We start from the raw sequence: 20,006 nt of genomic DNA on the forward strand, positions 1-20,006 counted from the left end.
GTGAACTGCTGGGGGCTATTTTGGCGTGTTGGGTAGGAGCAAGCCAATCGTCACTGAGGGATGTAATTACCGGAAGGCGTTTGGGCAGGATAGGCGTTATCCGATTACGTCGACGAAAAGTCAACGACTTAAGTTTATGAACAGATAAATTGTCTGGCGGGTATTGCATAAGTTATCGGATGTGCTAAATTCTGCTAACCTTATAAAAGAAAAGAAACTTTGCATCTTTAAAGAACTATAGACAAATGGATGCCGCAATATCTTGCGTCAATTAGGCTGTCTACTTCGTTGGGCAATGACTGGACAAATAATTCAAATTTTGTTTTTAGCTGCCTTTCATTTTTAAGCCAAGCTTTAAATTGCGTTCTCCCATGAGTGTATGGATGGATTTTTGTTATGAGTGGGATTTTATCGATTATTTTGATCTGTGTTATTGTTTTTCCGACTATGCGACGGATAGCAGCTCTTTTATTCATAGTATGGTATTTTGGCTGGCAGATTGTACTCGGAATGTTTGTGTTCGTTGTTGTAACTTCAATAACATTAGCTTTAGGAAATAAGAAGCAAAAATTAAATTATAAAAATAAAGCTGGAGCATCTAAAAATACGGATTTAACTTTTTCAACTCAGGTTTATAAAAAGCAAGGTAAACCTCCAAAATTAACTAGTGAGCAACAACTTTGTTATAGGTGGGCAACTGAGCATAAATTTTGGCGAAACTCAATTCGAGATGAAGCAACATTTTTAAAAATTCTGAATAATCCAAAAGTAAAATTAGAAAAACAGTATAAAAATTATTTACAGAAAAAAGAGCATGAATCGCGATAATACGCAAAATTTTTACCAACGCGTAACCCTAACCTAACGCTCTATCGGAGCTTCTCTATCGCTTGCCCGCTGAGCTTTGCGTTGAGCGGCTTTAGCCGGGTAGGGAACGCTGTGCGTACCTTTTGATGTTTGTTGTTGATCCGTGACAATGGCACACACAGCGTTTCCTACAACTGCTGATTCTGCCAGCAATTTCAGGGTTTGCTATCGCCAAAAGTGCCGCATCGAGGCATAGCGGCTCAGGAAGTCCAGGCCGCCAAGGTTAAAATGAAAGATTCAGAAATTTTGAGCCTGCTTGCCAAAGATGACTGGTATCTTGTAGCTACACGCGGTAGCCATTTCCCGTTCAAACACCCTGTAAAATCTGGGCGCGTAACCGTTCCCGGCAAACCAAGCGATGATGTGGCTCCTGCAACGTTAAACAGTATTCTTAAGCAAGCGCAATTAAAGGGGTAAACTATGCGTTACGCAATCATCATTGAACAAGCCGAAGGCAATTATTCCGCTTATGTGCCTGACCTTCCGGGGTGTGTTTCTACCGGGGCTTCGCTTGACGAAATAGAGCAGAACATCCGTGAGGCTATCACGTTTCATCTTGACGGTTTGCGGGAGGACGGTTTGCCTATCCCTATCCCTTCAACTGTCGTTGAATATTGCGAGCTTGCCGCCGCTTAATTGTGCTGTAAAGACTTTCAAGCCCAAAAGGGACGCGCCGCCCGTTGGCAGTTTTGACATTTCATTTTTTATCAATGTTCGGCGGCTTCGTTTAGCTTCCGCTAGCGTCAGCCCCTCACCGTAACGTTGGGCAACCATAATGGTATTTCTCGTGAGTGGCAGTGGTCTAAATAACGGGTATAATTTCAGCTTTTATTAAGGAGCGGCCAATATGAGTGAAGTTGAAGAGCTTGAAACACGCGTCCGTAATTTACCTAAAGAAGAGTTTACAAAATTCCGTGATTGGTTTTTGGGGCTTGAAAATGAACTGTGGGATAAGCAAATTCAATCGGATTTTCGGGCGGGGAAATTTAATAAGCTGATTGAAAAGGCTAGGGAAGAATTTGCCCAAGGGAAGGCCCGCGAACTTTGAAGCATTTTACCTCATCCGACTTTTGGGTTCTGTATGGGCGGCTTCCCAGCGAAATTCGGGAGCTTGCAGATAAAAATTACGAATTGCTGAAAGAAAATCCCCGGCATCCATCTCTTCAGTTGAAACGAATCGAAGAGCTTTGGTCGGTGCGCGTGGGACAAAATTATCGGGCTATTGGCATTGATGCTCCGGGTGGCATCCAATGGATTTGGATCGGTTCCCATGCTGACTACGACAAAATTATTGCTTAAAATGGCCCGCTGCTGGCAACAAGAAAGATTGGGGTGGGTTTAGGTAGGGTACGCTGTGCGTACCTTTTGAGGATTGTTATTGATATGTGGCTTTGAAGCATTTGGCTTCTGGCTTCTGTATAAGTTTTCAATTTTTTGGAGCGCGGTCATCTTGACCGCAACCAGTGGGCAGGATACTCGCGCTTCTCTCAATAAAAACCGAAAACTTGGCCGTAAGCAAGTGACAGGCGTTGGTACACACGGCCACACGTCATCGTGCAAAAGCTAAAGAATTTTGCTCTCCGCTCTATGCCGCCCTGGTATCGATAACACCCAAAGCCCCACGAACAAGGCTATAATAACGCCATGACCTTTTGCCCGCCCGACAAACTTAGCCAACCTCTTATCTTATGTCCTTAAAAATCGCCCTAGCCCAAACTAATTTCTTGGTCGGCCATATCGCCGCCAATGTCGAGGCCATTATCGCCGCCGCCCTCACGGCGCGGGATGATTTACAGGCCGAACTTGTCGTTTTCCCCGAACTGAGCATTATCGGCTATCCCGCCGAAGATTTGTTGCTCCGTGCCGACTTTATCGCCGCCGCCAATAACGCCATTTACCAAGTCGCCGAGCGGGTGAGCGGCATTGCCGTAGTCATCGGCTTCCCTGAGTTGGACGGCGATAAGCTCTATAACAGCGCAGTGGTTTTGCACCAAGGCGCGGTACTGGCACGTTACCGCAAACAGGCCTTGCCCAATTACGGCGTGTTCGACGAACAACGCTATTTTCAGGCCGGACATAGCCCTTGCGTATTCGAGTTTAACGGCACGTTTATCGGCCTGACCATTTGCGAAGATGTCTGGCGTGACGGCATTATCGAAGCCACCCGCGCCGCCGGGGCGGAACTGGTGCTGACCCTGAACGCCTCGCCCTATCATGCCGGGAAAGTCCGGCAACGCGAAGCGGTGGTGTGCGGGCACGTCAAAGCGGCGGGTATCCCTTTAGTTTATGTTAACCAAGTCGGTGGCCAAGACGAGTTGATTTTTGACGGCGCGTCGTTTGTCGCTGATGCCCAAGGCGAGGTGGTGTTCCGTGCCGCCGAATTTGCCGAACAACTCAGCGTGGTCGACTTTATCGGCGGCCACCCGCAAGCGGCGGCTTGCACAGAGCCTTACCCGGAGGTGGTCAGCGAATACCACGCCCTCGTGTTGGGCGTTCGCGACTATGTGCGTAAAAACGGCTTCCAAGGGGCTATATTGGGGCTATCGGGCGGGATTGACTCGGCGCTGGTCTTAGCGTTGGCGGTGGACGCGTTGGGCGCGGATAAGGTCGAAGCGGTGCTGATGCCGTCGCGTTACACCCATGATATGAGCAATACCGATGCGGTCTTAGAGGCCGAGGCTTTAGGCGTTAAGTACCATAGCATCCCCATCGAACCTGCCGTGCAGGCGTTTACGGGTATGTTGGCCGAGGTATTTGCCGGAACGGCCAAAGATGCCACCGAAGAGAATATCCAAGCCCGCTGCCGGGGTGTGGTGTTAATGGCGATGTCCAATAAACAAGGCAAGCTGTTGTTGACCACGGGCAATAAAAGCGAGATGAGCGTTGGTTATGCGACCCTGTACGGCGATATGGCGGGCGGCTTCGCGCCGATTAAAGACGTGCCGAAATTGCTGGTCTACCAATTGGCGAACTACCGCAACAGTGTAAGCCCGGTTATCCCGGAGCGGGTCATCACCCGTCCGCCCTCGGCAGAACTCGCCCCCGACCAAAAAGACGAAGACTCGCTGCCGCCTTATGAGGTACTAGACCCTATTTTGGAGCGTTATGTCGAACTGGACCAAGCCGCTGAGGACATCATCGCCGCCGGTTTCCGCCCCGAAGACGTGGCGCGGGCGATTAGCTTGGTGGACAGGAACGAATACAAACGCCGCCAATCGCCGCCGGGGATTAAGATCACCGGGCGGGCGTTTGGCCGGGATAGGCGTTATCCGATTACTTCGGGGTATCGGGGGTAAGGTGGGGGTGTTTGCTTGGGGCGGCAACTTCGGCTTGGTTGGGGTTGGATTCGCATTACCGTCCTTGTCTGTTCTGGATGAATTTGTTTTGTGCGGAGGATTTAGTGCTTAAAAATAGCTATTTACATGACTTAGGGTTGGTTATTTAGGTTGTTGGATAGATAAATTGTCTGATGGGTATTGCATAAGCTAAATTCTGCTAAGATTGAACGTAACTATCGTTTTTTTGAAATGCTATAGGCAAATTGATGCTGCAATATCTTACGCCAATTAGGTAGTCTATATACGTTAGGAATTAACAATATCTCGATGAAAAAAAATGAAATATTCACTGGAATACTTTTCTCTTCATTACCTCAATATGTGGTTAAGACATGACAGGTTTTATCATGAGTCAATAAACAACGGGACTCGCAAAGAGAAGTTAGTTTCCATAAAAAAAGCGGCGACATACTACAAAGTTGCCCGAAATCTACCAAAAGAATACGACGAAGATATTGGCTATGAGAGATATGAGCCGATTGTAAAAATACTAGATAAGGCAATCGCTTCTGATTTTTCTGGCGACACAGTGAAGTCTATCAGTAAGGTTCAGGATAAAATATCTAGAGCTTATGGTCATAGATGCGTCCTTTCGGTCACTACCAAATTGCTATGGCTAAAGATACGCGACCCAATCATCATCTACGACTCTCAAGCACGTAAGGCATTAAATACTGAGGACGGGGATTTGTCAGGATTCTGTGAAGCATGGCGGGACGAATACAGTAGGCATGATAAAACCATAGTCTCTGTATGTGGCGGGTTGCATAGGGTTGCAAAATACTCTTGTGATCAATCAATTGCTACTCCAAAGTATGTCCAAGAAGTATCAGCGCAGCCTTGGTTCAAAGAGAGGGTATTTGATGTGTATTTGTGGCATAAAGGCCAGTAATGTCCAGTATCCCGCTCAAGCGGGATGCGTCTTGTTCAGCGGCTTCGCTTAAGTCCTGTAGACGGCAGGCCTCTTACCGTTACATTGGGTAGTGCGAATGCTCTTGTCTCTTGTGATCCACTGGATTACACTAGCAGCCATGCTTACTACCGTTACTGAACTTCCCGAATATATTCGCCGCGCTGACGAACTGCTTAATGAAGCAGAGCGTAAGTCCGTTATAGATTACCTTGCCGCTTATCCGCAGGCGGGAGACCTTATGGAAGGGACTGGCGGTATCCGCAAACTTCGTTGGGCGCGGGGCGGCAAAGGTAAAAGCGGAGGTGTCCGGGTCATTTATTATTACCATGACCAACGCATCCCGCTCTATTTGCTCACCGTTTTTGGCAAAAATGAAAAATCGAATATCACAAAATCTGAACGTAACGGGCTTGCCAAGCTGGTTGGGTTGCTTGTCCACGTTGCGCTAGAGAGGGAACATGTCTGAGGCATTTGAAAGTATTGCACAAGGTTTGCGTGAGGCCATCGCCTTAAATGAAGGGCAAGCCATCCAAGCCAACACTTATCGCCCTGAAGCCATTGATGTCGGGCAACTGCGCCACAGCTTGGGGCTTACCCAAGCTGAGTTTGCGGCTAAGTTTTGCATTAGTCTTGGAACGCTTCGGCATTGGGAACGCGGCGACCGTAAACCGCATGGGCCCGCATTGGCTTTGTTGCATGTGGTTGCAAAAGAACCGCAAGCCGTACTTCGGGCATTGGCTTAACTGAGCTTAGTTTGTAATATCTAACTCAACAAACCAGTTAAGAGGATTGCCCGCCATTCCGGTTGGCAAGGTTTATATTTTTCAAAGGTAAGCGGCTTTGCTGTAGCTAACCAAGTGGACTGCCTCTCCCTTACTATCGTTTTTAATGAGAAATCTTAGAATCATCACCTTGCAACAAAACCAAAGGAGGACTTTATGGAACTTTCGGCAATCTTGACACCAGCCCCAGAAGGCGGTTATGTCGCCTTTAATCCTGAAACGGGAACAACCACGCAAGGCGAGACTATTGAAGAAGCGATAGCCAATTTAGCCGAAGCCACTGAACTCTATCTTGAAGAGTTCCCGCTGGCATTTCACGCCCGCCCATTATTAACAACTTTTCAGGTGGCTGGACATGCCTAAACTCCCCGTCGTTTCGGGCGCGGAAGTGATACGGGCTTTGGTGCGTTTGGGATTTTTGGTGGTTCGTCAACGGGGTAGCCACATTGTCCTCCGCATGGGTTCTTCCGGCTGCGTCGTTCCCAACCACAAAGCATTAAAAGCCGGAACTCTAGCCGGAATACTCAAGCAAGCCGATGTGTCACCGGATGAATTTATTAAGGCACTACGCGCCTAACCGTCCGTTAATGAAAAACGATCATTTCAATGAATTAATAGCCAGCATCAAAGAAGCTGGCAAAATACAGCGGGGGGAAGCAGAAGCCTCCCGGCTACACGAATTCCCAGAACCTGACGTTAAGGCTATCCGTAAAAGCATCGGTTTTTCCCAAGTAAAGTTTGCCGCTCTGATTGGCGTAAATGTTAGGACGTTGCAAAATTGGGAGCAAGGCCATCGGCATCCGACAGGCCCCGCTAAGGTTTTGTTAAGGCTGGTGCAGGCTGATCCCCATTCAGTAGTAAAAAATTTACCTGGCTGTTATCTTTAATAAGCCGCCGCGCCAGTTAAAGTAACTGGCACGGCGGCTTCGCACTTACGGCAAACTGCCGTTCGCTTTCAAAAAGACCAGTAACTGCCGTAACGCTTCCGGCGGGTTGGTGACGGCCGGATGTCCGGCCTGATCTGCGGTATTCGGCGCATGGCAAGCTGGGCAAGTGCGGATTTCTCCCGGTTGCAAGGTCAGCCAGTTACGTTCGCGGACGACAAATTTGCTGGCGGGGTCGGTGATTTGCCAGCTTAAGGCGCGGCGGGTCGGCAATAACATCGCCACTGAGCCGTCGCTGGCGATTTTGACGCTGCCTTTCGGTGCGCCCGCGCTCAGGGGCGGATTGGCGGTGACGCTATGCAACGGCTCCGCCAACACCCGCCGCCCGTCTTTGGGTGTCGTCGAACCGCAGCAACCGAATAAGCCTCGGATCTGGTCGGCTTGGAAGGCTTGGAAATGCGCCACTTCATAAAGCTTGCCAGCGTTACCCAAGGTTTGCGTCGCCGAACCGGCCACCGCCAAATTATAGGGCTGTTGCTTGTCGCTGTGGTCGCGTTGCGTGACATTGCGCATAATCGCCAACGCCAGACCTTTGCTGGCTAAGAATTGGCGCAAGCTGGCTTCGCTTACCCCTTCTTGTTGCAAGATTTGTTGCTCCGGTGCGCCTAAAGAGGCGACACGGCGGGCAGGTCGTGGCCGCGCCTTCACTTCCACAGGCTGCAATTCCCATAACGCTGTTGAATAATGCCGTAAGGTATCTGGGCTAAAATAGCTGATGTCTTTAGTGATGCCTGCCGTCAACGGTTGGTCGGCTGTCCAAGTACCATTCGGCAATTGCTTTAAGGTACGCAAGCGGAAGGTATAGCGTGATTTCGGGAAGGAATTGGCGTTATCCGCCGAGGTTGTGCCTTCATCCTTATCTTGGCGGGTCTCTGCTGTATGCGCGGCGATCAGCGTACCGTCAGACAGCACCGCCGGGTCGCGGTAATGGCCGGAGTCGGCAGGCGGCGGGGTTTCGTTATCCCCCACAGTCGAAAAGGTCGAGACATCGGTCAGATAATCAATGCGCATTTCATCGGCATTGTGGACGGGGTCAACATTGGTTAAGCGGACAATTTGCCCGGACGCATGAGTGCCAAATTCAGGCGCGTTGATGCCGATAAAAAAGTTAGGGTTAGTCGGGTCTTGTTTGATCTGGAAAAAATTGCTGATTTTGTTCTGGTTAAGGCTATTGATTTGGAAGGTCAGGTCAGGATCATCGGTAAACACCGCATCGACAAAGGAGCCGCCCAACTCGTGCCGCCCGATATGGTTGACGGTTTCCATTTCCGTGCCGTCCTCGTTAATTTGCCAGGGGAAAAACTGGTTAAAACTGTGTCCGGTTAAGTTAGTCCCCGCCAAAGAAATGGTGTCGCGGCGGATAGGCTCAGGAAACACTTCTGTCCGGCTGTTTAAGATTTTTGCCGTGGCCGATTCGTTAGAATAGTTAAATGTCCCATAATCGCCGCCTGCCCGGTCGGCAGCCGCTTGCTGGTCTTGCTGCAAATGGTCCCAACGGGTAAAAACAACCCGCCCAAAGCTGTCCACCATCGGGCTAAAATCTCCCGAAGGGGCGTGGGTCAGCATTGTCAACGCACCTGTATTGGGCTTTAAGCTCCACAAACCGCTTACCGTCGGGGCTTCCTCATACTCATCCAACTGCGGATATAAATGCGCCGCACCCCCACGCGGGCGGTCAGACGCAAAAATGATGCTGTCGTCTGTGCCATAAGTCGGGCTGACGTTGTTATAAGTGGCGGGTTGTTTGGCGACTTTGGTGATCATTGGCGTGTCATTTTTGCCCAAGCCTGTGATTTCATACAATTGCCAATTGAAGCGTTTGACTTGGAAATGTGCGGGCGCACCGATAACCATACTAAAGATCACTTTAGTGCCATCCCAATGTACCGAAGGGTCACGGACGGCGATGCTCCGGTTGCCTTGCAATCCCGTTTGGCCTAAGCCCGCCGCTTGGGTCAAGTTTTTTAAGCTGCCGTCGGGATAGCGTATCCATAAATCGCCCCCACGTCCGCTGCTGTCAATGTCGCCTTGTTGGTTGCAAAAAGTCGAAGTCAACGCGCAAAAATCGCCCGGTATCGGCACTTGGGTGACGAAAACGATGGGGTTGTTAATGGCCGCGAGACAAGGGGTTGTTAGCTGGGTCAGCAGCAATAGGCTGAACCCGGTCAGTTTTTTCATCATGCCAAACTCCTAAGTGGATTTTCATTAAAGTTAAGGGGGTTTTGATATATCGGTTTGGTGTACGCGCGGTTACTAAACAATCCTCTGATTGTCCGGTAATGGATTCCGTCGCGTTTAAGCAAGGTTCAAAGTCTGTATTGTGATTTATTTACTTATGTCAGCCAACTATTGCCAAAAAGATGGGTGACATAGCCGTGTATTAAGTTGCAGCGGGCTGGTAAGTGAAAATACTTTACAATTCAAGACTGGCCGCTTATTTTTTAACAAATTGGGTTTTTTTGTCTAAAGTGATGAATGTCGCCGTATAAGTTAGCCTTTTAGGCTTTTGTTATAGCGGATGCCTAGAGAAGCCGATAGGCCAACTTATGGGGCGAAGGCTATCTAACAGGAGATAAAAAAGATTTACCACACAGGTAGATTTGATTAAGATACTAGAGGAACAGTTAATGGAATGTTAATGGGAAAGGCGACCCATCACTATAACCGATGTTACGCAGGCGGGTTCGATCATAAAAAACGGGGGGCTTAGGGGTGTTGGGGGCTTGTTATCGTTAATAAATGCCCACCATTGAAGCCAAGGCACAGTTCGGCCTTAGCCTTTTTGCTTTTCAGGCCATTTAATAGCATTTTACTATTCAAGTCGGTGTATGGGATTGATTTAATTAGTGCTGTGGAAAAATTATGTACTGCCCGATAGGTCAGCTAAATCCGTCCAACGCGCTACAAAAGCCTAATTCAAGCGTTGCCCATCAAACCCTAACCAGCAACGGTTTTCAAAATCGTAAAGCTTGCAGATGCGGGTGCATTCGGCATACCACCGCCAGGAAAAATCCTGCACTACGATAATATCCGGCACCAGCACCTCCAACTGCCGTTGTGCGGCTTGTAGTTGGTGATAAGGGATGCCGGGGCAAAGATGATGTGCCGGATGTTCCATAATGTAGTGCAGGCCTCCGCTCAACCACGCCGGGAAACGGATGTGTACGGTCGCCATTAATGATGGGGGCGCAGACAGGTAGGCCGCTCCCATCGGCTGTTGTTGCCAATTGACTTTGGGGTGGGTGTGGTGGAGATAAGACACGAACCCTATCACGGTGTTGGTGAGGGCCAGCGGTAAAATAAAGCCAGCCAGCCATAGCGGCATATACGCTTGGCCAGTTTGGGCGGCCAGTCCGTATAAGAGCAGAGGCCAAGCCACGGAAAAGCCTATCGCCAGCAAGGCATCCGGTAAGAGGCGGCGGGCCAGGTCGTTGCCAAACTGTTTGGGGGAAGGATAATAAAAATATTGCCACCAAACTTCCACCAAATAATAAAGGCCGACACCGCAGGGGCTGCGGTACAGACGGTACAGTCCCCGTTGCCAGGGGTTGAGCGTCCGGTAGCGGTCAGGGGGCAATGGCGCCCACAAATCACTCGGTATGGAATTGGCATAATTATGGTGTTGGTTATGGCTGAAAACCCAGCTTTGGTAAGCGGTCAATGAGGGTAGGAATGCCAACCTTCCCAGCCAGGCGTTAAGGGGCTTAAAATGGGACAGCAAACCATGTCCGGCATCATGCGCCAAAAAAAACAGCCGGACGGCGGCCATAGCGGCAATAAGCCCACCCAAGGGCTTTAATAGGAGAGGGCTGGCAATAACGGCATATTGTCCGAAAAAAAACAGCAGCATGTTGGCCAACCAATCGCTATACGCCCGCCAGTTGTTCCGGGTGGTGTAAACCTGCAAAGATTTGCGTAACGCTTTGGCGTTATAAGCGGGGGGATTTTGGGGTAAAGGGGGGCTAAACAATGTGCCTGCCCATTGCTGGGCGACCCTTTGGCTGTGGCGCCGAATTTGCTTTTCGTTCATGTTTGCTAGGAGGAGTGGCAGGCCGCTAAGGGGCGGCAGGATAAAATGGCATTATGTGGCAAATGCCCCCTCCCTTTCTTAGCCTAAGGGCTGGGCATAAAGCAATGCCGACATCCCCGCCAGAGGATTAACAATACCTGTTTTATCCATAAAAATAGATAAAAATCAATCTATTGTTGTTCTGTGCGGTTGTCATATAATACCAGGAAGAACTGGGCAACCCCGTTCAACTTTCGACGAACACGCGCCCGGAACTGGAGCGCCACACCGGACGGACCATATAACAAATTTTGGCAGATAGCCATGCCCCATCCGCCACCACTATCTTGATGCGCTCCAGTGACACCATTAGCCGTAGCAGCGCAGGTTGGCCATCAAAGGTTGCACCTCCCGGTACGGGTATCATCAACGGCGGTTGTTGCAACATCAAGGCGGTATCCGCATCTACCATGCCCCGCTCCAGCAATGTGCCGACCAAAGGTGCCAAGGCTTCGTGGGGTTTCGCGTGCATTCTGGCCACCACCGGCACATGCCAGGTTAAGCCCGGATCAAGGGTTGGCGGCACAGCCACTAGAGGTGGGACAGCGGACAGGCTGGCGATTTCATCAACAGCCGCCCAGTTGGGGTGGCCGTTCCAGTCGCGTTCTGGGCCAATCGCGACAGTCGCCCGCACCGGCATGTCCTGTCGTCCAAGATAAACCCCCAACCCGACGATGTTGGCATGGGGGGCGGTGGCGGCACGTTGCCAAGCCTGGGCCAAATCGGCATCATCCAGTTGCCCGGCAAATTCTCTGACCACCGCCTGCCAGTTGGGTTGGTTGGGCGCAAAGGTCAGGAACACCTGCGGCTGCGCTGAGCCAGTACCGATCTGTTCATCCCACATGATCATCAAATGTAAGGGCAGGCAGTCTTGACAGGTAGTCCGCCAAGCACGGATGAGAGGGGCCAAAAACGCCGCTCTGGGCATATTGGCGGCACAGGCTAAGGCGGCATCCATGCACCATGGCCAAAGATGAAAGCCAAATTGGCTGATGGCGGGCGAGTCCAAGGTGCGTTCGAAACCAAACGCGGCTCCGGGCAAAGCGGGCGCAGCGTTGGCCAGCCTGTCCCAGGATGCGCTGTCGACAATATCCGAGGGGACGTAGTTTTTCAACAACTCCCAATAATCACTGGCCGTTCTGGCCGGATAAAGGGAGGGCAAAGCGAATCCGCTCATGCTGATGTCTCCTTATAATTAATGGCAAAAGTGAAGGGCTATCGGTAAATGCAATCGGAAATCCGTTGCACAACTGATTTTATTGTCGCCGTCCATCTGGGTGTGGTCTTGAGATGGACGGCAACGGAAAATGGCTGGCTCTGGCACTGACGCTATCAGGTGCTGGCGGAACAACTGCTGCCGCCCGTGACAACCCCTAAATCCTCATCGCTCAGTTCGCCTTCCGCCGGTGGCGGCGGCAATACCAAGTTGACTGTGGTGGCGGTGTTTTCCAGCACCCGCAGTTCGATGCCGTCGGGCACGGTGATACCTTCGGCGGCCAGCGTGGCTAGCGGATCGCCCATCAGCTTGGCCTTAAATTCCGCGTCCGCCCAGCATTTGGCGACGATTTGGCTGTATTGCTGCATTTGTTCTTCGTTCATAGTTTGCTCCTGGCCGTTATCTGAGGGAGTAGGTGGCCTACCCCCAGTTAAATTTCAGCGGTTTAGTGTTACCTTTTAGAGATGAGTTGGGTAAAGATGGCTGGCCGGAACGGCCCGCGCGTATCTCCTGTCTAGAGACCCTTTGTCTAGCAACTAGAACAACCACAGCCACAGCTACTGCCGCCCGTGACAGTTCCTAAATCTTCATCGCTCAGCTCGCCTTCCGTCGGTGGCGGCAGCAGCACCAAGTTGACTGTGGTGGCGGTGTTTTCCAGCACCCGCAGTTCGATGCCGTCAGGCACGGCGATGCCTTCGGCAGCCAGCGTGGCTACCGGATCGCCCATCAGCTTGGCCTTAAATTCCGCGTCCGCCCAGCATTTGGCGACGATTTGGCTATATTGTTGCATTTGTTCTTCGTTCATGATCGGTTTCTCTTAGTTATGGCGTGGGGATAGGCTTTGGTCTACCTCCACTTGGGTTTCAATGATATTGTGGTGCTTTGGGGATGCGGATTGGGCAAGTGTAGCGGTGATGGCCGGATTACACGCACCCACATCCCAAGTGAACCCTTTTAGGGGGCATTGCTGCAACCGCCGCCGCCTGTGACGAACCCTAAGTCCTCGTCGCTCAGTTCGCTTTCTTCAGGCGGCGGCAACACCAGGTTGACTGTGGTGGCGGTGTTTTCCAGCACCCGTAGTTCGATGCCGTCAGGCACGGCGATGCTTTCGGCGGCCAGTGTGGCTTTGGGGTCGGCTATCAGTTTGGCCTTAAATTCCGCGTCCGCCCAGCATTTGGCGACGATTTGGCTGTATTGCTGCGTTTGTTCTTCGTTCATAGTTTGCTCCTGGCCGTTATCTGAGGGGTAGGTGGCCTACCCCCAGTTAAATTTCTTACTTTTTAGAGATAATTTGGATAAAGGGCTGGACGAAACGGATCGCGCGTATCTGCCACCTAGAGATCCTTTATTTGGAACTACAGGCACAGCCGCCACCGCCCGTGACAGCCCCTAAATCTTCATCGCTCAGTTCGCCTTCCGCTGGCGGCGGCGGCAGCACCAAATTGACAATCGTGGCGGTGTTTTCCAGCACCCGCAGTTCAATGCCGTCAGGCACGGCGATGCTTTCGGCGGCCAGTGTGGCTTTGGGGTCGGCTATCAGTTTGGCCTTAAATTCCGCATCCGCCCAGCATTTGGCAACGATTTGGCTGTATTGCTGTGTTTGTTCTTCGTTCATAGTTTGCTCCTGGCCGTTATCTGAGGGGGTAGGTGGCCTACCCCCCAGTTGCATTGCAGCGGTTTAGTGTTACTTTTTAGGGTAAAGATGGCTGGCCGGAACGGCCCGCGCGTATCTGCCGCCTAGAGACCCTTTGTTTAGCAAGTGCAACTGCAACAGGCACAGCCGCTGCCGCCCGTGACAGATCCTAAATCTTCATCGCTCAGCTCGCCTTCCGTCGGCGGTGGCGGCAGCACCAAATTGACAACCGTGGCGGTGTTTTCCAACACCCGCAGTTCGATGCCGTCAGGCACGGCGATGCCTTCGGCAGCCAGTGTGGCTTTGGGGTCGGCTATCAGCTTGGCCTTAAATTCTGCGTCCGCCCAGCATTTGGCGACGATTTGGCTATATTGTTGCATTTGTTCTTCGTTCATGGTTTGCCCCTCAATTTTAAAGTGTTGGTTTGGTATTGACATTAGTGTTACGGACAGATGGAAAAAAGCTTAAACCGCAGGCCTAATAAATTAAGGCATCAGAATAGCTTTTTCAGTCAATCTAACAGCTTGCATAACAAGCCTCGCCGCCTCCAGTGACGGCACCTAAATCCTCGTCGCTCAGTTCACCTTCCGCTGGCGGCGGCGGCAGCACCAAGTTGACGGTGGTGGCGGTGTTTTCTAGCACCCGCAGTTCGATGCCTTCGGGTACGGCAATGCCTTCGGCGGCCAGCATGGCTTTAGGATCGGCGATGAGTTGGGCCTTGAATGCTGCATCCGCCCAACATTTGGCGACGATTTGGCTATATTGTTGCATTTGTTCTTGGTTCATAGCTTGCTCCAATGGTATGGGATTGTGTTCTGCATATTCTGTTTGCCTAGGGATCAGACCCAATAGGTGGTGGGTTACCATCCCTGATTTTAGGAGTATAATGTTGATTTACAAGCTAATTTAATTGAGAGGGAGGGGCAGCTTTTACTGCCATCTCTCTAAATGCTTTCAGCTCGCGATCTTTTTAGCATCCCCAAAGCCTGTCTTTTAGGTGCAGCACATGCAGCCTTGGCTACTGCCTCCGCCCGTCACTGTACCCAAATCTTCATCGCTTAGTTCGCCCTCTGACGGCGGCGGCGGCAGCACCAAGTTGACGGTTGTGGCGGTATTTTCCAGCACCCGCAGTTCGATGCCTTCGGGTACGGCGATGCCTTCGGCGGCCAGTACGGCTTTGGGGTCGGCGATGAGCTGGGCTTTAAAGGCGGCATCAGCCCAGCATTTGGCGACGATTTGGCTGTATTGTTGTATTTGTTCTTCGTTCATAATGTGCTCCGGTCGTTATCAGCGGGGGGCAGGTTGGCCTGCCCCCCGGTTAGATTTTAGTCGTATCGTCTTGTCGGTTGGGCAAAGATGGCTGGTCGGAATCGGATCATGCATCCCCCTTAGAAGCCTGTTTTTAGCAGGTCGATGAGGCTTCACAGCACAAACCACCGCCTGTGACAGCCCCCAAGTCCTCGTCGCTTAGCTCGCCTTCCGCCGGGGGTGGCGGCAGCACCAAGTTGACGGTGGTGGCGGTATTTTCCAGCACCCGCAGTTCGATGCCTTCGGGTACGGCGATGCCTTCGGCGGCCAGCGCAGCTTTGGGGTCGGCGATGAGTTGGGCTTTGAAGGTGGCGTCCGCCCAGCATTTTGCGACGATTTGGCTGTATTGTTGCATTTGTTCTTCGTTCATAATGTGCTCCGGTTAGATTTCAGTCGTATCGTCTTGTGGGTTGGCCGGAATCGGATCACGCGTATCCATCCCCTAGCGGCGTGTTTTTAGGTGGAAGCACCACAACAGCCACAGCCGCTGCCGCCCGTGACAGCCCCCAAGTCCTCGTCGCTCAGCTCGCCTTCGGCCGGTGGCGACGGCAGCACCAAGTTGACGGTTGTGGCGGTGTTCTCCAGCACCCGCAGTTCGAGACCTTCGGGCACGGCGATGCCTTCGGCAGTCAGTGTGGCTATCGGATCGCCCATCAGTTTTGCCTTGAATTCGGCATCAGCCCAGCATCTGGCGACGATTTGGCTGTATTGTTGCATTTGTTCTTCATTCATAATGTGCTCCGGTCGTTATCAGCGGGGGCAGGTTGGCCTGCCCCTCGGTTAGGTTTCAGTGGTATCGTGTTATTAGGTTAGGCAAATTGGATCACGCGTATCCGCCCTTTTGGATACCTGTTTTAGCTGGAGACGGCACAGCAGCAACTACTGCCGCCCGTAACAGCACCTAAATCCTCGTCGCTCAGTTCGCCTTCCGGTGCTGGCGGCAGCACCAAATTGACGGTTGTGGCGGTGTTCTCCAACACCCGCAGTTCGATGCCTTCGGGTACGGCGATGCCTTCGGCGGCCAGTACAGCTTTGGGGTCGGCGATGAGCTGGGCTTTAAAAGTGGCATCGGCCCAGCATTTGGCGACGATTTGGCTGTATTGTTGCATTTGTTCTTCGTTCATAGGTTGCTCCTAAGTTTGCTTAGTGGTTATGGCCCGGTTGTTGCCTTCTTCCTGCGTAGGGCCGGTGACAGGTGAAGATCCGTTTAACTGTCTAAGCCACTTGACAGTCGGCCTCCCAGCATGAATTCGCCGATGGCGGTTTCTTGGTAATAATCCAGCCCTGCCGCTTCGGCGAATAAATCAGAATCGCCCATCCCCAATCCGCAAGGAGCCAGGCCCATCACGGTAGCTGTCAGGTATAGTTGGTGGTAGAGCACGCCCGTGTTTTTGAGCATCAAGGCATAGGCCATGCCTTGGTATTTCCACGCCGGACGTTGGCAACGCGCCACTAAGGTGAGCAATACCGGGGGCTGTGTGGCCGCGCCTGAGTTTAGTCTGGCGTTGTCCAGCAATTGTTGGACATCGGCGGTCAAACCGCTGATGGGTAAAAGCCTGTGTTCTAGGGGTTTGTAGTAGTACAGACCAGCGGCCAAACCGGTACAAGCCCCCACCGACAAATACAGTTCCAGTTCGTACATCGCCCCGCCGCTAGGATAAGGCCGCTGCGTGATAGGGTAGGGGCGGCCTGGTGGGTTTGCATTGGTTTGGGCTTTGACACGGGCCGCACGGTACAAAAACTCACCCAACAAGTCCACATCCAACAGCCTGCCTGTGTAATCACGGATAGAGCGGCGGTTTTCCACCACGGCAGCAAACGGCGGGTCTTCCTGTTGTATGCGTGCCATATCAGGTATGGGTAAGGGAAGCCCGGCATCTGCCGCAACCGATTTGAGCGCGGGTAAGGGGTCTATCTGCCCTAAGAAACGGAATGTCGCACCGCAAAAACCGTCGTGCCGACCGGGTCGGCTACGGCTATGGAACAGCAAATCCACACTTTCCCATTGCCTTAAGGCGATGTTGCCATCCTCTGGGAGTTGCCCGACGGCATCACAGGGAGCGGCGGCCCCGGCGGTGACCAGCAAGGCCAAGACAGCTAGGGCCGTATCCGGTTCCCAGTCCGGCACGGCACGGCACAGCGTATCCAAGGCTGTCGGTTGCGCCAAGCAAGCTAACAGAGGCAAAGCTTGTCCGGCATGTAGCCACAGTTTGGCGGGGCTTAACGGCGTTTCCAGCAACCACTGGCCTTGCTCTGGCCGCAAGTTGACAAAACGGGATAAGCGGTAATGGCTGGCTGGGCTAAGTTTGGGCAATACAAACTGAAACCGGGCGGTCATGGGCTGCAAGGTCGCCAACACGGTGTTATTGCCTAGTACGGAGCGGCTTAACAAGCCTTTTGCATCCAGACGGCCTAGCATGAAATGCAATTTTGCCCAGTCAACGCCGCCATCTTGGGTTTGCAAGATGCTTGCGATGCCGTCTAGGTCAGCACCGTCTGCCGCCAAACAAGCTAAGGCCTTGCGCCAACCTAGTGAAGGGGTGCGCCAACGTAGGCCTTGGCTGCTGCCTTGCACGGGGAAAATCAGGTCATCACCCTCGGCATAAAAGGTTGTGGCGGATTTAAGGCCGAAGGCAAACGGGTAAGCGGACATACTACACTTACCTTTAAATGAACATGGCGATGGGGTTTAACGCCTCTTCCGGCAAAGGTTCGGCTAACCAACCCATTTGCACTGGCACATCATACAGGCGGCCTGGGGCGAAACGCGCCCAAAAATGCCGTAAGCCCGGCACGATGACCTTGACCACCGCCAGCCCGGTGTCCGGTTTGGATTGGTCTAATACCAACATTTCCATGCCTTTGCCTTCAACAATGCGTTGGCATAGCAGGATGTCGGTTAACAAGTCGCCGCTGGCCAAGCACGGATAATCGTCGCGCCGTTTGGCGGCAATGGCCGGATCAGGCAATAAATAAGGCTGGTTGGCCACGGTGGCGGTCTGTAGCCAAGCCAAGGTGTCGGCATCGCCAAGCTGGCCTTGGCTTTCTAGGCAACCGTTAGCCAGCCCCAACATTTGGTTCATCTCGGCGAATGCCCGTTGCAGGGCGATGCGGGCATCCAAATGGCAGCCAAAGCCAAACAGAATATGCTCTTTGCCTGTGCGGACGCGGGATATGGCGACAAACACAGGCAGACCTAAGTCGGAGGTCAAGTCTAAAGCCCAAGCATCACGGCCAAGGCTGCCGTAATAGGTGATTAAGTCTAATAAGTACGGTTCGCCAAAGCTAGCAATATCAACACCCGGTTTGGCTAAGCGGTTGTACCACCACAAGGCGACGGCATCGCGCTCCACCAGTTCACAAAAGCCTTGCAACACCGCTTCTTCCAGATTATTGCCGGAAGCGTTGCCGTTGGAGCAGCCGAAGCAATAAAAAGTGTCGCAGTTATCGCCTGCTTTGGCTTGGAAATACAACAATTGGCTAGGCAAGTATTTGTGGCGTTGCTCGGTCAATGACCAAGCGGCTGACCAGAATAATGGCCGCTCATCATCGAAGGGTTCCGGTATCCGGTTGAAATGTGAGCCTTGGGCATTGCAGGCCTCACGGCCTGCAAATTGCCGCTCGCTGTACAACATGCAGGCAGCAGGATGGATGGCGGCATCGCCTAATTCCCGGTAGCTGGCGGTAATCCGGTGTTCTTGGCCTGTGAACAGCCCGGCATCGCGTTCGATGGCTTCACACAACGCGCTGACTTTGGCTTGGGTGTCGGAAATGCCTTTGCCGCTGCTGGCTTGGCGCAAATTACGGCGCAAAAAAGCTAAGGTGTCCATAGGGACGGCATAATTATGACCGGCCACATAGACATGGGCGATGCCGTCTGCTTGATGTACCGGTTCTAACACCCTGACGATGCCGGTGATCGGGCTGACCAAATGTTGGTATTGGCGTAGGGTCTGATCTGGGGACACGGCGCGGTGGCCGCCGTCTTGAAGGAAGTTGACTTTGCGCTTGACCAGCGCGATGGGGGCGGGCAAGGTGGCAGGCATCGGTTCGCCGCATCCGTTGCAACAGGGGTTACGGCTGAGGGTATGGCTTTGGCTTTGCAAGGTCGCCAAATTCAGGCTCAGCACTTTGCCCAGCAGCGGCTGCTCAGTGCAGCCCGCCAGATGCTTGGCGGTTTCCAAAGCCAGTAACCGGGCCGCCAATGCTAAGGACATCGGTGACAGCACCAACGGTAAGGATGCCAACCCTACGCCCAATTTGTCCGCAACAAAGCCCCGTGCCCGTTGATGCCGCTCCAGACGTGAGCGCAGGCACTCGTAGCAGCCGGTTTGTCCGGGTACGAATATAGGCCCTAACCAAATCTCATTACCGGACAATTTGGCCAGCAGCCAAGGGCGGCCAGTGGCAAGAGCTGTACGGTTGTGCGCCGATAAGGCTAAGTCCAGATAATCATCGGCCAATACCACGTCCAAGGCCGATTGCCCGGTTTCAGCAACGGCGATGCCCAGTTCGGCAAAGACCTGCCGCACCGGCTCGGCAAATGTAGGCTGTAAGGCGATGAGGTTGACCGGTTGCTGTTGCAGATGTTGCTGCATGGCTTGCGGGTCTAACCCTAAACCGTGCCAAAATGCCGCCACTTCGGGGGCGATGTCAGTAAGCTCGGTGGTATAGCCGTTTTGCTCCAAACGCAACAAGGCATAATAAACCTTGGCAGGGTCAATGCGGCCCGCCAAGGCGGCAACCACGGCATCGGCGCTGCGGCCATCCAACAGCGGGGCCACTGCTTCATAAATCGACCCGTACAGGGCTTTGCTGTCTTGTTCGGACAGCAGCAATACGCCCTCGCCGCGAATGGGCGTAACTTGGTAATGGTTCTTGAAAATGGGGCGTTTGAGCATGGCAGATTCCTGTTTTTAAAATTGTCAGTGTGGCG

27 protein-coding genes are annotated in these 20,006 nt (G+C 52.4%); 12 read left to right on the forward strand and 15 right to left on the reverse strand.

All coding sequences use genetic code 11. The annotated features are described in order from the left end of the window. Window positions 1–396: 396 nt before the first annotated feature. The 12 genes from CEK71_RS11505 (at window position 397) to nadS (ending at window position 6,787) form a co-directional block, all read left to right on the forward strand. Window positions 397–828 carry a hypothetical protein gene (locus CEK71_RS11505; RefSeq protein ID WP_088619519.1) on the forward strand — a complete coding sequence of 144 codons (432 nt, stop codon included), beginning with the start codon at window positions 397–399 and terminating at the stop codon, window positions 826–828. 267 nt (window positions 829–1,095) lie between these two features. Next, window positions 1,096–1,284, forward strand: coding sequence for a type II toxin-antitoxin system HicA family toxin (locus CEK71_RS11510; protein ID WP_088621589.1), 189 nt, complete (start codon window positions 1,096–1,098; stop codon window positions 1,282–1,284). A 3-nt stretch (window positions 1,285–1,287) separates the two neighbouring features. After that, entirely contained in the window at window positions 1,288–1,503 is a 216-nt protein-coding gene (locus tag CEK71_RS11515) for a type II toxin-antitoxin system HicB family antitoxin (RefSeq protein WP_088619520.1), read from the forward strand. A gap of 211 nt (window positions 1,504–1,714) precedes the next feature. Beyond that, the gene (locus CEK71_RS11520) at window positions 1,715–1,915 is read left to right on the forward strand and encodes a hypothetical protein (protein ID WP_088619521.1); all 201 of its coding nucleotides are present in this window, start codon (window positions 1,715–1,717) and stop codon (window positions 1,913–1,915) included. Next, the gene (locus CEK71_RS11525) at window positions 1,912–2,166 is read left to right on the forward strand and encodes a type II toxin-antitoxin system RelE family toxin (RefSeq protein ID WP_088619522.1); all 255 of its coding nucleotides are present in this window, start codon (window positions 1,912–1,914) and stop codon (window positions 2,164–2,166) included. The genes CEK71_RS11520 and CEK71_RS11525 overlap by 4 nt, the downstream gene beginning before the upstream one ends. 389 nt (window positions 2,167–2,555) lie before the next feature. Further along, the gene (locus CEK71_RS11530) at window positions 2,556–4,163 is read left to right on the forward strand and encodes an NAD+ synthase (RefSeq protein ID WP_088619523.1); all 1,608 of its coding nucleotides are present in this window, start codon (window positions 2,556–2,558) and stop codon (window positions 4,161–4,163) included. 319 nt (window positions 4,164–4,482) lie between these two features. Further along, on the forward strand, window positions 4,483–5,097 hold the full coding sequence (locus CEK71_RS11535) for a hypothetical protein (RefSeq protein WP_088619524.1): 615 nt from the start codon (window positions 4,483–4,485) through the stop codon (window positions 5,095–5,097). A 97-nt stretch (window positions 5,098–5,194) separates the two neighbouring features. Beyond that, window positions 5,195–5,584, forward strand: a complete 390-nt coding sequence (locus CEK71_RS11540; RefSeq protein ID WP_198328180.1) for a type II toxin-antitoxin system RelE/ParE family toxin — start codon at window positions 5,195–5,197, stop codon at window positions 5,582–5,584. Further along, window positions 5,577–5,861, forward strand: a complete 285-nt coding sequence (locus CEK71_RS11545; RefSeq protein ID WP_088619525.1) for a helix-turn-helix domain-containing protein — start codon at window positions 5,577–5,579, stop codon at window positions 5,859–5,861. Before CEK71_RS11540 ends, CEK71_RS11545 begins: the two co-directional genes overlap by 8 nt. A gap of 195 nt (window positions 5,862–6,056) precedes the next feature. Next, window positions 6,057–6,263 (forward strand): HicB family protein, encoded by a 207-nt coding sequence (locus CEK71_RS11550; RefSeq protein ID WP_088619526.1) that lies wholly within the window; start codon window positions 6,057–6,059, stop codon window positions 6,261–6,263. Next, window positions 6,256–6,477, forward strand: a complete 222-nt coding sequence (locus CEK71_RS11555; protein ID WP_088619527.1) for a type II toxin-antitoxin system HicA family toxin — start codon at window positions 6,256–6,258, stop codon at window positions 6,475–6,477. Before CEK71_RS11550 ends, CEK71_RS11555 begins: the two co-directional genes overlap by 8 nt. A 10-nt stretch (window positions 6,478–6,487) precedes the next feature. Beyond that, a complete protein-coding gene (gene nadS / locus CEK71_RS11560; RefSeq protein ID WP_088619528.1) occupies window positions 6,488–6,787 on the forward strand; it encodes a NadS family protein in 300 nt (99 codons plus the stop codon). Between the two features lie 45 nt (window positions 6,788–6,832). Here the strand turns inward: nadS and CEK71_RS11565 are convergent, their stop codons facing one another. The 15 genes from CEK71_RS11565 to CEK71_RS11635 all read right to left on the reverse strand — a co-directional run bounded on the left by CEK71_RS11565 (window position 6,833) and on the right by CEK71_RS11635 (window position 19,971). Beyond that, the gene (locus CEK71_RS11565; RefSeq protein WP_088619529.1) at window positions 6,833–9,025 is read right to left on the reverse strand and encodes an HzsA-related protein; all 2,193 of its coding nucleotides are present in this window, start codon (window positions 9,023–9,025) and stop codon (window positions 6,833–6,835) included. A gap of 730 nt (window positions 9,026–9,755) precedes the next feature. Continuing rightward, window positions 9,756–10,874, reverse strand: coding sequence for a fatty acid desaturase family protein (locus CEK71_RS11570; RefSeq protein WP_088619530.1), 1,119 nt, complete (start codon window positions 10,872–10,874; stop codon window positions 9,756–9,758). A gap of 226 nt (window positions 10,875–11,100) precedes the next feature. Continuing rightward, window positions 11,101–12,090 carry a hypothetical protein gene (locus CEK71_RS11575; RefSeq protein ID WP_088619531.1) on the reverse strand — a complete coding sequence of 330 codons (990 nt, stop codon included), beginning with the start codon at window positions 12,088–12,090 and terminating at the stop codon, window positions 11,101–11,103. 155 nt (window positions 12,091–12,245) lie between these two features. Further along, on the reverse strand, window positions 12,246–12,512 hold the full coding sequence (locus CEK71_RS11580) for an NHLP leader peptide family RiPP precursor (RefSeq protein WP_088619532.1): 267 nt from the start codon (window positions 12,510–12,512) through the stop codon (window positions 12,246–12,248). A gap of 146 nt (window positions 12,513–12,658) precedes the next feature. After that, the gene (locus CEK71_RS11585) at window positions 12,659–12,934 is read right to left on the reverse strand and encodes an NHLP leader peptide family RiPP precursor (RefSeq protein ID WP_088619533.1); all 276 of its coding nucleotides are present in this window, start codon (window positions 12,932–12,934) and stop codon (window positions 12,659–12,661) included. Between the two features lie 149 nt (window positions 12,935–13,083). Continuing rightward, window positions 13,084–13,347 (reverse strand): NHLP leader peptide family RiPP precursor, encoded by a 264-nt coding sequence (locus tag CEK71_RS11590; protein WP_088619534.1) that lies wholly within the window; start codon window positions 13,345–13,347, stop codon window positions 13,084–13,086. 127 nt (window positions 13,348–13,474) lie between these two features. After that, entirely contained in the window at window positions 13,475–13,744 is a 270-nt protein-coding gene (locus CEK71_RS11595; RefSeq protein ID WP_088619535.1) for an NHLP leader peptide family RiPP precursor, read from the reverse strand. Window positions 13,745–13,881: 137 nt separating this feature from the next. After that, a complete protein-coding gene (locus CEK71_RS11600; protein WP_088619536.1) occupies window positions 13,882–14,157 on the reverse strand; it encodes an NHLP leader peptide family RiPP precursor in 276 nt (91 codons plus the stop codon). Window positions 14,158–14,278: 121 nt separating this feature from the next. Further along, on the reverse strand, window positions 14,279–14,548 hold the full coding sequence (locus tag CEK71_RS11605; RefSeq protein ID WP_088619537.1) for an NHLP leader peptide family RiPP precursor: 270 nt from the start codon (window positions 14,546–14,548) through the stop codon (window positions 14,279–14,281). A 207-nt stretch (window positions 14,549–14,755) separates the two neighbouring features. Further along, on the reverse strand, window positions 14,756–15,031 hold the full coding sequence (locus tag CEK71_RS11610; RefSeq protein ID WP_088619538.1) for an NHLP leader peptide family RiPP precursor: 276 nt from the start codon (window positions 15,029–15,031) through the stop codon (window positions 14,756–14,758). 133 nt (window positions 15,032–15,164) lie between these two features. Next, entirely contained in the window at window positions 15,165–15,440 is a 276-nt protein-coding gene (locus CEK71_RS11615; RefSeq protein ID WP_088619539.1) for an NHLP leader peptide family RiPP precursor, read from the reverse strand. Window positions 15,441–15,526: 86 nt separating this feature from the next. Beyond that, window positions 15,527–15,802: an NHLP leader peptide family RiPP precursor gene (locus CEK71_RS11620; protein ID WP_088619540.1), complete on the reverse strand. Its 276-nt coding sequence runs from the start codon at window positions 15,800–15,802 to the stop codon at window positions 15,527–15,529. A gap of 122 nt (window positions 15,803–15,924) precedes the next feature. After that, window positions 15,925–16,194 (reverse strand): NHLP leader peptide family RiPP precursor, encoded by a 270-nt coding sequence (locus tag CEK71_RS11625; RefSeq protein WP_088619541.1) that lies wholly within the window; start codon window positions 16,192–16,194, stop codon window positions 15,925–15,927. Window positions 16,195–16,277: 83 nt separating this feature from the next. Next, window positions 16,278–17,723: a SagB family peptide dehydrogenase gene (locus tag CEK71_RS11630; RefSeq protein ID WP_088619542.1), complete on the reverse strand. Its 1,446-nt coding sequence runs from the start codon at window positions 17,721–17,723 to the stop codon at window positions 16,278–16,280. Window positions 17,724–17,736: 13 nt separating this feature from the next. After that, window positions 17,737–19,971, reverse strand: a complete 2,235-nt coding sequence (locus tag CEK71_RS11635) for a TOMM precursor leader peptide-binding protein (RefSeq protein ID WP_088619543.1) — start codon at window positions 19,969–19,971, stop codon at window positions 17,737–17,739. Window positions 19,972–20,006 lie beyond the last annotated feature (35 nt).

Origin of the sequence: Methylovulum psychrotolerans, assembly GCF_002209385.1 — a bacterium.
GTDB lineage: Bacteria > Pseudomonadota > Gammaproteobacteria > Methylococcales > Methylomonadaceae > Methylovulum > Methylovulum psychrotolerans.

Bases quoted from the DNA above. Each gene is read 5' to 3' on its own strand.
- CEK71_RS11505 (WP_088619519.1), top strand. From the start codon at position 397: ATGAGTGGGATTTTATCGATTATTTTGATCTGTGTTATTGTTTTTCCG.
- CEK71_RS11510 (WP_088621589.1), top strand. From the start codon at position 1,096: ATGAAAGATTCAGAAATTTTGAGCCTGCTTGCCAAAGATGACTGGTAT.
- CEK71_RS11515 (WP_088619520.1), top strand. From the start codon at position 1,288: ATGCGTTACGCAATCATCATTGAACAAGCCGAAGGCAATTATTCCGCT.
- CEK71_RS11520 (WP_088619521.1), top strand. From the start codon at position 1,715: ATGAGTGAAGTTGAAGAGCTTGAAACACGCGTCCGTAATTTACCTAAA.
- CEK71_RS11530 (WP_088619523.1), top strand. From the start codon at position 2,556: ATGTCCTTAAAAATCGCCCTAGCCCAAACTAATTTCTTGGTCGGCCAT.
- CEK71_RS11535 (WP_088619524.1), top strand. From the start codon at position 4,483: ATGAAATATTCACTGGAATACTTTTCTCTTCATTACCTCAATATGTGG.
- CEK71_RS11540 (WP_198328180.1), top strand. From the start codon at position 5,195: ATGCTCTTGTCTCTTGTGATCCACTGGATTACACTAGCAGCCATGCTT.
- CEK71_RS11545 (WP_088619525.1), top strand. From the start codon at position 5,577: ATGTCTGAGGCATTTGAAAGTATTGCACAAGGTTTGCGTGAGGCCATC.
- CEK71_RS11550 (WP_088619526.1), top strand. From the start codon at position 6,057: ATGGAACTTTCGGCAATCTTGACACCAGCCCCAGAAGGCGGTTATGTC.
- CEK71_RS11555 (WP_088619527.1), top strand. From the start codon at position 6,256: ATGCCTAAACTCCCCGTCGTTTCGGGCGCGGAAGTGATACGGGCTTTG.
- nadS (WP_088619528.1), top strand. From the start codon at position 6,488: ATGAAAAACGATCATTTCAATGAATTAATAGCCAGCATCAAAGAAGCT.
- CEK71_RS11565 (WP_088619529.1), bottom strand. From the start codon at position 9,025: ATGATGAAAAAACTGACCGGGTTCAGCCTATTGCTGCTGACCCAGCTA.
- CEK71_RS11570 (WP_088619530.1), bottom strand. From the start codon at position 10,874: ATGAACGAAAAGCAAATTCGGCGCCACAGCCAAAGGGTCGCCCAGCAA.
- CEK71_RS11575 (WP_088619531.1), bottom strand. From the start codon at position 12,090: ATGAGCGGATTCGCTTTGCCCTCCCTTTATCCGGCCAGAACGGCCAGT.
- CEK71_RS11580 (WP_088619532.1), bottom strand. From the start codon at position 12,512: ATGAACGAAGAACAAATGCAGCAATACAGCCAAATCGTCGCCAAATGC.
- CEK71_RS11585 (WP_088619533.1), bottom strand. From the start codon at position 12,934: ATGAACGAAGAACAAATGCAACAATATAGCCAAATCGTCGCCAAATGC.
- CEK71_RS11590 (WP_088619534.1), bottom strand. From the start codon at position 13,347: ATGAACGAAGAACAAACGCAGCAATACAGCCAAATCGTCGCCAAATGC.
- CEK71_RS11595 (WP_088619535.1), bottom strand. From the start codon at position 13,744: ATGAACGAAGAACAAACACAGCAATACAGCCAAATCGTTGCCAAATGC.
- CEK71_RS11600 (WP_088619536.1), bottom strand. From the start codon at position 14,157: ATGAACGAAGAACAAATGCAACAATATAGCCAAATCGTCGCCAAATGC.
- CEK71_RS11605 (WP_088619537.1), bottom strand. From the start codon at position 14,548: ATGAACCAAGAACAAATGCAACAATATAGCCAAATCGTCGCCAAATGT.
- CEK71_RS11610 (WP_088619538.1), bottom strand. From the start codon at position 15,031: ATGAACGAAGAACAAATACAACAATACAGCCAAATCGTCGCCAAATGC.
- CEK71_RS11615 (WP_088619539.1), bottom strand. From the start codon at position 15,440: ATGAACGAAGAACAAATGCAACAATACAGCCAAATCGTCGCAAAATGC.
- CEK71_RS11620 (WP_088619540.1), bottom strand. From the start codon at position 15,802: ATGAATGAAGAACAAATGCAACAATACAGCCAAATCGTCGCCAGATGC.
- CEK71_RS11625 (WP_088619541.1), bottom strand. From the start codon at position 16,194: ATGAACGAAGAACAAATGCAACAATACAGCCAAATCGTCGCCAAATGC.
- CEK71_RS11630 (WP_088619542.1), bottom strand. From the start codon at position 17,723: ATGTCCGCTTACCCGTTTGCCTTCGGCCTTAAATCCGCCACAACCTTT.
- CEK71_RS11635 (WP_088619543.1), bottom strand. From the start codon at position 19,971: ATGCTCAAACGCCCCATTTTCAAGAACCATTACCAAGTTACGCCCATT.